This is a genomic window from Pseudarthrobacter sp. Y6, assembly GCF_050156205.1.
GTDB lineage: Bacteria > Actinomycetota > Actinomycetes > Actinomycetales > Micrococcaceae > Arthrobacter.
In genome coordinates this window covers 164224-177178 of sequence record NZ_CP189574.1, presented here as the reverse complement: position 1 = coordinate 177178, position 12955 = coordinate 164224, and the positions used below count along the sequence as shown (strand labels likewise).

General features: G+C 65.9%; 9 protein-coding genes and 1 riboswitch. Of the genes, 3 read left to right on the top strand and 6 right to left on the bottom strand.

All coding sequences use genetic code 11. The features are described from left to right. The first annotated feature begins 15 nt into the window (after positions 1-15). Genes ACQCSW_RS00895 through ACQCSW_RS00885 form a run of 3 tightly spaced genes read left to right on the top strand, consistent with a single transcriptional unit; the run spans position 16 to position 3723 of the window. Positions 16-822 carry a glycoside hydrolase family 16 protein gene (locus ACQCSW_RS00895; RefSeq protein WP_426989098.1) on the top strand — a complete coding sequence of 269 codons (807 nt, stop codon included), beginning with the start codon at positions 16-18 and terminating at the stop codon, positions 820-822. Beyond that, entirely contained in the window at positions 806-2713 is a 1908-nt protein-coding gene (locus ACQCSW_RS00890) for a hypothetical protein (RefSeq protein ID WP_426989096.1), read from the top strand. Before ACQCSW_RS00895 ends, ACQCSW_RS00890 begins: the two co-directional genes overlap by 17 nt. Further along, on the top strand, positions 2710-3723 hold the full coding sequence (locus ACQCSW_RS00885; protein WP_426989094.1) for an aminoglycoside phosphotransferase family protein: 1014 nt from the start codon (positions 2710-2712) through the stop codon (positions 3721-3723). Before ACQCSW_RS00890 ends, ACQCSW_RS00885 begins: the two co-directional genes overlap by 4 nt. Positions 3724-3739: 16 nt before the next feature. On the opposite strand, the gene ACQCSW_RS00880 is transcribed toward ACQCSW_RS00885, so the two are convergent. The 6 genes from ACQCSW_RS00880 to ACQCSW_RS00855 form a co-directional block, all read right to left on the bottom strand. Further along, positions 3740-5191, bottom strand: a complete 1452-nt coding sequence (locus ACQCSW_RS00880) for a lipopolysaccharide biosynthesis protein (protein ID WP_426989092.1) — start codon at positions 5189-5191, stop codon at positions 3740-3742. Further along, positions 5188-6354, bottom strand: coding sequence for a glycosyltransferase (locus ACQCSW_RS00875; protein WP_426989090.1), 1167 nt, complete (start codon positions 6352-6354; stop codon positions 5188-5190). The genes ACQCSW_RS00880 and ACQCSW_RS00875 overlap by 4 nt, the downstream gene beginning before the upstream one ends. Before the next feature lie 148 nt (positions 6355-6502). Then, complete coding sequence (locus ACQCSW_RS00870; RefSeq protein ID WP_426989088.1) at positions 6503-7612, bottom strand: glycoside hydrolase family 16 protein; 1110 nt, start codon at positions 7610-7612, stop codon at positions 6503-6505. Positions 7613-7615: 3 nt separating this feature from the next. Next, positions 7616-7770, bottom strand: a riboswitch (cyclic di-AMP (ydaO/yuaA leader). 148 nt (positions 7771-7918) lie between these two features. Beyond that, positions 7919-8554 (bottom strand): NeuD/PglB/VioB family sugar acetyltransferase, encoded by a 636-nt coding sequence (locus ACQCSW_RS00865; RefSeq protein WP_426989086.1) that lies wholly within the window; start codon positions 8552-8554, stop codon positions 7919-7921. Further along, on the bottom strand, positions 8551-9678 hold the full coding sequence (locus ACQCSW_RS00860) for a DegT/DnrJ/EryC1/StrS family aminotransferase (RefSeq protein WP_426990589.1): 1128 nt from the start codon (positions 9676-9678) through the stop codon (positions 8551-8553). Before ACQCSW_RS00860 ends, ACQCSW_RS00865 begins: the two co-directional genes overlap by 4 nt. A 235-nt stretch (positions 9679-9913) precedes the next feature. Continuing rightward, entirely contained in the window at positions 9914-12580 is a 2667-nt protein-coding gene (locus ACQCSW_RS00855; RefSeq protein WP_426989084.1) for a LuxR C-terminal-related transcriptional regulator, read from the bottom strand. Positions 12581-12955 lie beyond the last annotated feature (375 nt).

The following is a 12955-nucleotide window of genomic DNA, read 5'->3' as shown; positions in this document are numbered from 1 at the left end:
CTGCAAGAGGCCTTGATGATTGTGTCGAAACTGACCCTGCTTGGTTCCGCAGCGCTTCTCACTGGTGCGATTTTTGCCCTCACCTATGTAATTTGGAAAGATACCAGCGAAATGCCCGCGGGTGATCTTCCAGGCTGGCGGCAGACTGTATCGCAGGACTTCACGACATCCGCTGCTATGGGAGAGGTTGGCAAGGTGTATAGCGAGGAAATGCGCGGATACTCGGGATTTCCCGATACCTCGGGACATGGCATCTATACTCCTGATTCCGTGCTTTCGGTCGCAGACGGAGTACTTGACTACTACCTCCACCACTATGAAGGTTCCCCCCGCGTTGCTTCTGTCATACCCTTCGGCTACGCCGGTCAGACATACGGCCGGTACTCCATCAGATTCAGGTATGATTCCATGCCCGGCTATAAAATTGCCTTTCTGCTGTGGCCTGTCAGCGATAACTGGAATGAAGGTGAAATTGACTGGCCCGAGGGTGGACTCGATGGGCCGCTTTATGGCGGCTCAGCGATAAAAGGGTCTTTAGCGAAAGGCCCCATGAAGTTCGATCCTCCGGAGCGCATCTTTACGCCGACAGGACCGGGCGATTGGCATGTGGCGACGACGGAGTGGACACCCGGGAAGGTCCAGTGGTTCTTCGACGGCCGACTCATCGATCAGACGACGCTGCCGTCAGGAGTTCCCGATACTCCGATGAGGTGGACATTGCAGGCTGAGACCTCGGACCGCGCCAACGGAACCTATCCCGCCGCAAGAACTTCCGGGCATTTGCAGATCGATTGGGCGGTGCAGTATGCCTACGCGCCCTGATGCCATGGAACAGGCACCGGCAATTGAACCCAATCTCGCTGCCGCCCTGAACGCCCTCGACGGGACAGCCCTACCGTGGCTCCTGCTCCGGGGGGAAGATGACCTGTCCCGTCCCGCCGGCGATGTGGACATTCTTGTCGCCAGCGAGTTGCTCCCGGTTCTGGACAAGCTGCTGGAAGCCGCCGGCTTCCGCCGTATCCTGGCACCGGGCCACGGCAGCCATCGCTTCTACTTCTGCTATTCCGCCAGGACGAACGCCTGGGTGAAGCTGGACATTGTTTCGGACATAGCTTTCGGGCCATATCAGCAATGGCGGACCCCATTGGCTCGGCGCTGTTTGGGCGGGCGCGTGCGGAGCGGCCCGTTGTGGCTCCCTGCGCTGCCGGATCAGGCCTGGCTGCAGTTGCTCCACCTGTTCCTGGACAAAGGGCAGATCGCGCCACCCCGAATGAAGGCTGCCCGGAATGCGGCCGCCGCCGCTTCGGCCCATGATTCCCTTGCCGGCTTTGTTGACAGCCGCGTGGGGCCGGGCACAGCCGCGAACGTCCTGGAGTTGGTCCGGACGGGCAGGTTCGACGACGTGCCGGCCGCTGCGGCCGCGATCACGGCCAGGTGGGCCTGGGCCCCGGCAGTACCGCGGCTGGTCGCCGCAAGGCACCGGGGTCTTCGGCTGCTCGGCGCCCGGCTCCAGGACAAGGGGCCAGTGGTGGGGGTGATGGCTCCCGACGGCGCGGGTAAGACCACGCTGCTCCGCGGACTTCAGGCAGCCTTACCGCTGCCCACCAAGTATGTGTACATGGGCATGTGGGGGGCGGGTCCCTGGGACTCCTGGCTCGGAAAGGTTCCTGGCGGACGCACCGTCAAGAAGATCTACCGGGCGGTCCGCGGCGGGTTGCTGGCCAGGTTCTGGAGCCTGCTCGGCCGGCTGGTGCTGATGGACCGGGTGCCCTATGACGCCCTGCTGCCCGGGGCCGCCACGGGCGGTGCCTCGAACGGCGCCGTGGGCGGCATCCTGGCGAAGGCCACGAATGCCATTGCCTTTGCGGTGGTGCGGCCTCCTGACCTCTTGCTGGTCCTCGATGTCCCCGGCCAGGTCATGTTCGACAGGAAGGGTGAGCACTCACCTGAAATCCTCGAGGGCTGGCGGCTGGCGTATCGGAACCTTGCCGCCCAGCTGCCGGGCAGCAACGTCATCGACGCCGCCCAGGCCCCGGAGCGCGTCCTCGGCCAGTCGACCGGGCTGGTGTGGCGCCGGCTCTCACCGGCGCTGGGGGCCGGGCAGCGTCCCGGCGCCGGGCCCGACGAGGAAGGAGCCGACGCCCTGTCATTGCACCTGTGGCGGCTGCTGGACTGGCGGTTCCTGCTCCCTGACCTGCAGCCCCGAAGCGTGGCGTATGGCGGCGCGACCGGCCCCGATATGGCGTCCGCCCTCCATTTGCTGGACCCCTCAGCGGCGGTCCTTCCACCGGACCAACACGGGGACCATGACAGGACCTACGGCGTTGTGCTCCTCACCGTCCCCGATCTGGCGGCCTTCAGGTCTGCCTCGGCCGCGGTGGAACCCGGCGGCTGGATGTGCGTCGAGGCCCGGCGTTCACTGTTCCAAAGGTCCGGGCCCCGCACCCTGAAAGGCTGGAAAAACACGTTCGTGCGCAGCGGCTACCAGGACGTCAGCGTCTACTGGAATGCGCCGTCACTGGACCAGACCACCCGCATCGTTCCTGTGGCGTCAGCAGCAGCGATCAGGAACACCCTGGCATTGCACAAGGATGTCCGCTTCGGTGCAGCCAAGGCCTTTGCCGCGCGGCTGGCATTGCTCCTGGGCGTGTTTGACCTGGCTGTTCCGGAAGGAACCGTCACAGGCCGGCGCCCACCCGCGGAGCCGCAGTGACTTTCGTCGACCGTTTCCTGGCGGAGCGTTACGAGGAGCTCGAGCTGGACAAATACGGGATAGGCCCCCGCTGGGAAAGCGTCCTGCTGACGCCCAGGTTTGTCACATCCAAGCATGTGGTGGCCCTGGTTTTTGCGGCTGGAGCCAACGAACCCAGCCTCGTGGTCAAGGTGCCGCGGCAGCCTGGCGAGAACGACAGCGTGCGCCATGAAGCCGACGTTCTGAGGCAGCTCAACACGGGTGCTGCAGGGTCCGTCATCGGCGTCCCGCAGGTGGTGACCGTCTGCGACGTCGGCGCCCACACGGTGCTCGTCGAAACCGCGGTGACAGGAGTGCCCCTGGACCCCCGACAGGTGGCGGCGGATCTGGCCGGCGCCGTCAGCGCGGGCACTGCCTTTGTGGACGCCTTGCCGTGCACGCAGGCTGCCGCCCGGAACGACGGCTGGTACGACCGGACCATCAGCCACCCGCTGAAGGCGCTCACAGGACTGGTGTCCCAGGAAGTCGAGATCATGGCACTGGTGGAACGGACCCACGAGATACTGGCGCCGCTGCGTCACATCCAACTGCCCGCCGTCGTCGAGCATGGCGATTTGAGCCACCCCAATCTCTTCCTCAAGCCCCACCAAGGGTTGCAGGTGGTCGACTGGGAACGGGCCCGCACCGACGGCGTTCCCGGGCATGACCTGGTCTTTTACCTCCAGTACTTGAGTGAATCAAGCGAACTGGCTTTCGACCGCGGCAGCCAGCTCGCGGCGTTTGAAAAGGCGTTCGGCCCGGGCGGGTGGGCACTGGCACACCTCGCCGGCCACCTGGACCTGCGCGGGGTGGATGCTGCGCTGATTCCGCTGCTGGTCATCGCAACCTGGGCCAGATCCGCGGCCACGCTGGCGTTCAGGCTGGCGGGTCAGGCCGAGGCCGCCCACGGAACAGAAAAGCTCCGTCAGGCCGTGGCGTCCGATCGGGACTTCTGGCTCTGGCGCCACGCCGTGCAAGGCCAGCGGCCATAGAGCCCAAGCGTGCGTATCAGACACGCCCTAGGAACTGCAGCAGCTCACGGTACAAGGACGGGAATCCCAGGCGCAGAATCGCGTAAACCTGGCCGACGGACAGAAGCACCACGACGGCCGTCGTTACCAAGGGACCAAGGATCGGGAGGGCCAACGTGACCAGGCCGGCCCCTGCCACAGCAGCCCCACAGACCACGCCTGGCACGGCGGCGCGCACCAGGCGCCGTGCCCTGATCTTGATCACCCGGGCCGCGACCGCCTGCATTCCGCAGGCGAAAACAAAGGCCGTGGCAAGCTGCGCAGCTGCCACTCCAACGATGCCCCACTGCGCGGCGACCAGCAGGACTGGCACGAGAATCACGAGGCGGACGACGGAGATTGCGATGGAGAGCCCGGGCCGTCCGAGCGCCTTGTACACGTCGTTGGCACCCGCGCCCAGCGACCGCACTGCAGCGTACAGGGCCAGCAAGACCAGTGGCAGCACAGCGTCGGTCCATTTCTGGCCGAAAAGGAGAGGGACCAGGACCGGTGCCAGGACGGCCAGGCCCACGCCGGCAGTGAACCCATACAGGGACTGGATCTGGACGCTTTTCAGGTAGCCGTCGCGGAGCCTGTCCGGATCCGTGCGCACCTGCGCGTAGAGCGGGAAAAGGACCGTGGACAGTACAAAGAAGACGTTGAGGATCAGGGCCTCCGGAAGCCGGAAGGCCAACGTGTAGTAGCCCAGAGCCTGCGCTCCCAACAACAGCCCGATAATGAGGTAGTCGACGTCGAAAATCAGCCGGGCCAGCAGGCTGCTTCCCGCCACGGGTGCCCCGTAGGCAATGTTTGCCCGAAGAGCGTCCCTGCCCACCCGCCAGATCTGCCAGGGCGCATTCCTGCGGACCAGGAACCAGCACGTGAGCGCATACGCCACGGACCCCGCGGCTGTGCCGACGGCCAGTGACAACGCGCCGTGGCCCGTGAACGCCAGAACCAGGGTCACCGATCCCATGGTGGCGGCCCGGATCACAGGAGCTGCGGTCAGCGGTTTGAACTTCAGGTCCCGTCGCAGCAGGGCTTCCGGGACCGCCCCGAAGGACGTGGCCAACACCGAAACCCCCAGCACCTGGACGAGGGGCGCCGCGTCCGGAAGGTTGAAAAGGCCTGCGATCCAGGGCGCGGCCAGGACGGCGGCTGAGGCCAGGACGGCTCCGAGCAGCACGGAAATGAACAAGGCGGAGCGCGCAATGACGCCTGTACGCGGCAAATAGACCAGCGCCTGTGCCACACCGGCGTCGGCAACGGTTTCGGCGTAGGCCATCAGGACCAGCGCCAGTGCCACCAGGCCGTACTCCTCGGGGGACAGCAGCCGGGCCAGGACGATGGCGGTGCCCAGGACGATCATCTTTCCGGTGACGAATGCCAGCCCCTGCCACGCTGCGCCGCGGACACCGGTCCGGGTCAGATCCCCGGGTGCGTACGTCATGCTGGTGACTTTCCGGACGGGAGGCCGGTGCCGCCGGACCGGATCGCGCCGCCCACCTCGTCCAGATAGTCCTCGGCGACAGTCCGCCACGTTCTGACGGACCCGCCAGCGGGTGGGGTCCGGTGCCGTCCGGGCGCGGTCAGCCGCCGCACGACGTGATCCACGAACCCCTCCGTGTCCGGTTCGACGGCCAGCAAGGGGTGGGGTTCCTGCTCGCGGGCGGCCACCGGCGTCGCTACCACCGGGAGGCCGGCGGCAAGGGCCTCGCGCACGGAGTTCCGGATGCCGACACCGTGTTCGTCGGGAAAGACTGCGACGTCCGCGGAGTGGAAGACCTCCAGGACTGACGGCACGTTGGCGAGGACCTCCACGCGGGGGCCGGCCAGGGCTTGTACTGAGGCATCGGGGCACCGGCCCGCGAGCACAAACCTGGCATCCGGAACCTGCTGCCACACGAGTGGGGCGATCTTTCTGATCAGGACGTTTGCGCTGTCGATGTTTGGACCGTAGTTCAGGCTGCCAACAAAACAGGCCACCGGACAGTTCTGTCTGGCGGCTTCGCGCACCGACTTCTCGGCCCCGTTGGGAACGCTCCTGACGGGCCGCGCCAGCCGTTCCGACCACGTCAGCGCATCGGCGGCGCCCACAGTAAGGAGCCGCGCCCGCGACGGCAAGCGCCGTTCGGCAAGCAGGGCAAGGAACTCACGGGCGCGGTAGGCCGGGCGGAGGGTGCCGGCAATGGCAGTGTCCATCGCGGCGCGGACGGACCAGGGATCCACAGTCTGCAAAACCAGTGGGCCGCTCACCGACTTGGCCAGGAACAGGGCGTGCGGACCATGGATCAGGGTGGCGTCGTGGAGGCCGGAGAGTTGTGCCGCGACGGCAATAGCTTTGGCGGTGGACCGCTCGTGCTTTCCGAGACCGGTCAGGCCAAAGACGGACAGGACGGTGGCCCAGGCGCGGCTGCGCGTGGGCATCACATGCACGGCGTTACAGCGCGACCTGATTTCGGCCGGCACGCCCACCGGTCCGGCGAAGGTCAGAAGTGTCACTGCCACTTCTCCGGGAAGGTTCCGCAGCACCTCGAACGGAATCATGGAACTGCCGTCCCCCAGCATGGGGTCCCGGTTGGGCACGCTTTCTGTGATGTACAGAAGCTTCATTGCAAGAGTTTACGGGAGCCGCGGAACGTTCCGCCGGTCCGGCACCGACAACTGCGGGTTTACACAGTATTAAGGGAAGCAGGCGATTAATAGAAAGCGGACGACGGCGGGAGGTCCCGCCGTCGTCCGCTCACCGAAGTGACGCTGTTTACTTCCAGGCCCGCACGTAATCAACCTGGACCTGCGACGCAGCTCCGTATGCCGCCGGGCTGCTTCCCGACGCGCCGACATTGAGGACGATGTACTGCGGTGCGCCGCCGTCGTCGGTGGAGTAGGACTTCACCTTGACGCCGTCGAAGTAGACGTCCGCGGAGTTCGCCGTCCGGTGCAGGCCGAAGGTGTGGAAATTGTTGCCCCAGTCGCCGGGAACGGTCCCCTGGTTGTGGGCGCCGGATGTTGAGTGATAATTCACGGTCATCTTGCCGCTCAGGACCTCAGCGATGTCATTCTCGCCATTGGTGGGCCACGACTGGCCGTTTGTCCAGAACGCAGGCCAGTTGTAGAGGTTCGTGCCGTCGCCGGGGAACTTGATCCGGGCCTCGACATAACCTGTCGTGAACTCGTAACCGGTACCGGCTCCGCCCTTGGGGTTGGTTGAAACCAGCGCACCCGAGGTGGACGAATTGAGGGAAAGGGCAAGGTTGCCGCCGCCGACGGAAACGTTGCCGGGGCTGGTGGCGACCTTGTTCATGCTGCCGCAGCTGGGAGAGAACCAGCAGTTGGACCATTTGGCCGTGTCAAGGGCCGTGCCGTTGAATTCATCGGCGAAAGCCATGGTCCACGCGCCGGGGACTCCAACGGGCATGGTTCCGGTTGTGCCGGATGATGCAAGGGGTGCCAGGGCCGGGGCCGGCGCTGGTGCAGCCGTTGTCGTCGTTACCGGGGCGGGTGCGGGAGCAACCGCCGGCGCTTCAGGTGCCGGTGCCGGAGCCGTGGTCGGCTCGGTGGAGGGGTCCGTGGCCGGCAGTGGTGCCGGCGCGGGGCTGGTGTTGCGCTTGACCTGCCCCGGTGCCTGGGCACGGCTGGACGTGTCCGCGACGCGGCTCAACTCGGCGCTTTGTGGCGCCTGTTCGGTGACCTGGCCTAGGGAGACAACACCCAGCAGTGCGACCAGTGCGGCCGCTGTCAGCGACATGGTGCGCCGGGTCTTTGCACGGTCCGCGGACTTCTTCAGCGCGGACCGTCGCCGGGTGGGCGCCGCGGCTTCCTCGGAATAAGGGCGCGCGTCCGAGCGCGGCTGATCAGGGGATGCAGACATGAGTGATTACCTCTCAACGCCTGCGGAGTTAGCTGTCGGGTTCGGAGGAGGTCATCCGGCCGCATTGGAATGCGCGGCTTCACCCCGAGGGCATGTTTGTGCCATGCCCGAGACACTCGGGTCCCCCGCCTCTGCCTGAAACCTAGTGGATCCCGAAGGTGGCAGAGTTAGACGTCATCCGGGATTGGGGCCGTCTGGGGCGGCCCACCGATCGACCGTACAGGACCGGACGCGAATAATCACAATCGTGTAACGGAAGTTACTTCTGCGGAGCGCCCCCTTGCGCCCGGCGCTTCTGGCGCTCGCCTATCCGTGTTTGATGGGGTGGGCCGGCACGCCGACCCACGTTTCGCCGTCGGGCACGTTGCTCAAAACTGCCACCCCCATGCCCACCGTGGCGTAGGACCCCACCGACGTCCGTTCACGGACGCTGCAGTTCAGCCCCAGGTAGGCCGCCCGGCCGATCCGGACTCCCCCGCCCAGCGGCACACCGGCCGCGAACGTCGCGAAATCCGCCACGTGGTCGTCGTGCGTAAAGGTCACTGACGGCATGGCCACAACATGGGCCCCGAGCGTGACGGAGGCCGTCAGAGTCGCGTTCTTCAGGAGAATGCTGCCGCGGCCGATCCGGCAGCCTTCGGGGCACTCCACGGTGGGATCGATCGCGGTGGCGTAGCGGGCATCGCGCAGGCCCAGGGCCGCCAGCCGTTCCACTACGGCTTCCCGGGACTTTCCCGAGGCCAGGCACACCAGCACCAGCGCATGGGTGAACTTGGGGGCATCGTCGATGGTCCCCAGCACCGGCGCGCCGTCCACGGTGACGCCGGCCATTTCCTTGTCGTCGTCGAGCAGCCCGACGACGTCGTACTGCCCGCTGGCCCGGACCATGGTCAGGACTTCCCGGGCTAGCCCGCTGGCTGCGATCAGCACCAGGTCGCTCACCGGCGTACCCCGGCGGCCGCCCGGACGCTGTTCATGACCCGGTTCAGGCCCACGTTGTCCAGGCCGTGGAAAATCGGGAGAACCAGCGTCCGGTCGGTTAGCCGTTCGGTGGTCTGGAGCCCTGCGTTACCCGTATCGCGCCACCGGTAGGCAGGCTGCCGGTGTGCCGCCATGGCGCCGCGGCGCGCCGAAATTCCGGCATCGGCCAGACGGGCCAGGAGCCCTTCGCGGTCCGTGGCGAAGCCCGGGAGGACTTCGAGCCAGAAGGACTGGAAGTTGGTGGTACCGTACGGTGGGTCGGCCACGAACCGGAGCCCGGCCAGGCCGGAAAGGCCTGCCTCATAACGTGCGGCGATCTCCCGGCGGCGCGCCACGATCTCGCGCAGCCGGCCCAGCTGCACGATGCCGATGGCGGCCTGCAGATCCGTCATCTGGCAATCGAAACCAACTTCGACGTACACCTCCGGCGCGGCCATGCGGGATCGGCGGCGGTCCGCCGCGGGCACGTTCACGGAGTGGCTGCGGAGGCTCCGGGCCCGTGCTGCCCAGTCCGCCCGGTGGGTTGTCAGCATGCCGCCTTCGCCCGTGGTCAGAACATTGTCCGGGTGGAACGACCACACGGCAACGTCCGCGCCGGTACCCACTGGCCGGCCCTTGTATTGAGAACCCACAGCGCAACCGGCGTCTTCAATCACGGTGATTTCGTGACGTTCACACAGCTCGCGGACCGGTTCCAGGTCAACGGGTACACCGCCCTGGTCCACCACAATTACTGCACGGGTGTCAAGGGTCAGCGCCGCCCGGATCGTAGATCCCGTCACCGTGCCGGTTACGGGATCTACATCGCAGAACACCGGCCGCGCCCCGACGTACGTGACAGCATTCGCTGTAGCAATGAAAGCCAGTGACGGAACAACGACGTCGTCGCCTGGGCCGATTCCGGCCACTACCAGCGCTAAATGAAGTGCGGTGGTACCGTTGGAAGTCGCCACGGCGTGGCGCACCTCCTGCAGGGCGCTGAACTGCGCCTCGAACGCCTTCACTTTCGGCCCCTGCGTCAGTATGCCGGAGGCGAGGACGTCCGCTACGGCGCGGGTTTCGTCGTCGCCGAGCCAGGGTTCCATGACGTTGATGCGGGCCAGGACGGTTTCCGCTGTCACCTGGCACCGGCCTTTCTGGTGACCGTTCTCATGTGCGCGTCCTTCCCACTTTTCGCTGCCGGGGTCTGTGCATTCCGTACTCCAAAATTAGCGGGATGCATGCCGTTCCGGCGGGGAAAGGAGGCGGTTGTGTGGGCACCGGCAGGGAACAATGCGGGAATTGCGGGTACCTGCAGCGCCCGGTGCCCCAGCCGGTGTCCTAGAGGATGGGAAGGACGAATTGTTCCTTGGCCTGCGTGGCTTCCTTTCCCGTTGCGAGGGCTGTCAGCTGGGCGCGTGATTCCACTCCGAGTTTCCGGTAAATCGCGGTGAGGCGCACTTCCACGGTCCGGACAGAGACATACAGGGTGGCCGCGATTTCCTTGTTCCGCATCCCGCGGGCCACCATGCGCACCAGCACACGTTCGTGCTCTGCAAGCATCACGATCGCGGGGTTGCCGGGGGCACCTGCCGGTTCCACACGTTCGTCGAGCAGCAGCGAGTCGACGTGCTGGGCCCACGCGTGGGCCCCGGCTTCGTCGAACATCACTTTCGCTCGAAGCAGACCGTCCCGGGCGCTCCGGAGGCGGCCGAAGGCGCCGAGACGTTCGGAGTAGCACAGCAGTGTCCTGGCGCGTTCCAGCAGTGATTCCTGGGGGTTTTTGCCGGCGAGGGCGTCACTGAACAGCTGGAGCGACTGCTCACCGTCGGCCAGCATCGCCCGGCTCCGGGCAACAGCCATCATGAGCCAGGGCGAACGCAGGCCAACTGCCTGGCTTTCCAGGTGCCACAGCGCCTGGGTGGCCTCCCTGTGCCGGCCCAGCCGGACCAGGACTTCCACCAGATCGGACTCGCAGCGCAGCAGCGTGGGGTTGCTGAAAGCCTGGCCTATCTCCCCTGCCCGCGACAGCTGCGCGAAGGCCTTGGCGAGGTTTCCCCGCATGAGGGCAAAATGCCCCTGGCACGCGGCCAGCTGCGCCGTAATCGCAGGGTGGCTTTCCGCCCCTGAGAAGTGCTGGGCGTCCGTCGCGTAGGCGCGGGCGAGTTCCTCGTTTCCGATCGTGTTGGCCCGCCAGACCCGGAAGACGTGCCGCATTCCACGGTGGTATTTAGTTTCCGGTTCTGCGAGCTCAAGATCTTCGATCAGTTTCACCGCCTTCCGGACGTTCCCCGCCCGGATTTCATTGTCCACTGCGAGGAACTCCGCGGTTTCCCGCCAGTTGACGGTGTTTGCCTCCAGGAAGTTCCGCACCCGGGCAAAGGCCTCCTGGGCGGCGACATGGTGTTCGGCATAGCTCAGCGCACGGCCCCGTACCAGAAGGGTGGCAACCGTTTCGTTCCCGCCATCGGGCTTGCGGCCGATCTCCTCCGGTGTCCCGCTGATCGCTTCGATGAGTTGCCTTGCGCTCGCCGCCAGGGCCAGACAGTCCGGTGAGGCGTGGTCCTTGAACTCCTCGGCGTACCGCAGCAGGCTGGTGGCATCCGCAAGCTCCCAGCGGTCCGCATAATAGAGCGCGCCGGCCACGAGCAGGCGGTTAGCGAAGGCCGGATCGTGCTGCCCGAACTCCTTCACCAGCCGGAGCACCATGCTGGAGCGCACGGTGCCGCCCTGGATGAACTGGATCTCGAAGGCGAGGCCTGTCAGCCGAAGGATCAGGGCAGGGTTCCGCGTCACGCGCTGAGCCCAGTCCAAGTAGCGCTTGGCGTAGACGAATTCACCCCGGTTCAGCAGCAGCTCGGCCACGGTGGTGAGCCTCGCAGCCGTCTCCGCTTCCCACGGGTTGATGGTCAGGGCCCGTTCAACGTATTCGACGGCGAAGGGCACTTCGCCGCTCCGGATTAGGTCAACGGCAAGGCGGAGCAGCCCAAACGGGGTCTGCCGTTCCAAAGCGGTAAAGCTCAGGTGCCAGCGGTGCGCATAGGGATCCGCGGGCTCCGCCGCTGCCGCCATGGCGCGGTGGCTGGAGGTCCGCGTTGCCGGTGTCATGGCCGCATACACGTAGCCCCGGAGCAACTGGTCCTGGATCCTCAGATGCGGCCCGGACCTGCCCACCATGCCCTGTGCCAGCAGTTCGTCGATCCCGCCCCACAGCTGGTCATAGGCTCTTTCCAAGGTGGCGATATCGCTGCGGCAGGACAGCGAAAGCAGGTCAAGGACCTGCCTCGCGACAGGCGAGAGTCCCCCCACGGTGGCAGCGAACTCCGCTTCGAAGCTTCCCTTGCCGGGCAGCGGAACCGGCAGCGCGTATTTTCCGTCTGCCACACGTTCCAGCAGCAGCGTAAAGAGCTCGACGGCGGCGAGCGGGTTCCCTTGGGTGGCAGCGGCGACTGTGTGGACCGCCGCCGTCGCGGTCTGCCGGGCCGGAATGGCCTCCAGCATGCGGACCGTGTCGTTGTAGTTCAGCGGCGCCAGCTGGAGGGCGGGAAGGGATGCGAACGGGCTATCGGCTATCTCTTCCCGCACGCTCATGAACAGCGCCATGTCCGTTCCCGTCAGCCGACGCGCCAAGTAGCCGATCACCGCCTGGCTGCTGGGGTCCAGTTGGTCGGCGTCATCGATGACAATGACCGTCCGGGACGACGAGCGCTGGTGCAGTCCGTTGAGCAGCAGAGTGGAGACAGTGGGGACGTCCATGGCGCCAGTGGAATCGCGCAGCAGTTCGTCGGCGAAGCGGTTGAGGACGGGGTCATCGATGCCGGTCAGGAGCGCGGTGAGGCCCGAGAGTGGCCAGTCGGACTCTGAGGCACTCGCTGTCAGGAAGACGGTGCGGACATCGGAGAGGCGGGGAATCTCGGCGAGGAGGGCGGACTTACCCGTCCCGCGCCTGCCCACCACCTTGAGGGCTGAATCGTTAGGACCCCGGATTACGGAGAGTATCCGGTCCAATTCCCTGCTTCGGCCTATTAACGACATGTGGTCCCCATCCATCGAAGAAGGAGACCGAACTGCTTGTTCTATCCAAAATCCTGGGTCCATCCAGCCGCTTGCGCGACACGAGGACCGGCTTTCCTGGCCGCCTCATTGCGTCCAGTACGGTACCCAGCCGTTCTTGCCAATATAGACCTGTTCCGCTGCGGGCACCAGAGACTTTATGCCTCGAACCGGAGGGCAGTTGGGGGTCTAATGAGGCCGCCAGTCCCAGCCCCGGGTTGATGGTGGCGGCCAGGATGACGGTACGAAAATGTTTGGGCTGCGTCAGCCGCCGGACGATATCCGCCCGGTCCTGCGCTATGGATTTCGGCCAGGCGTAACAAGCGGTCA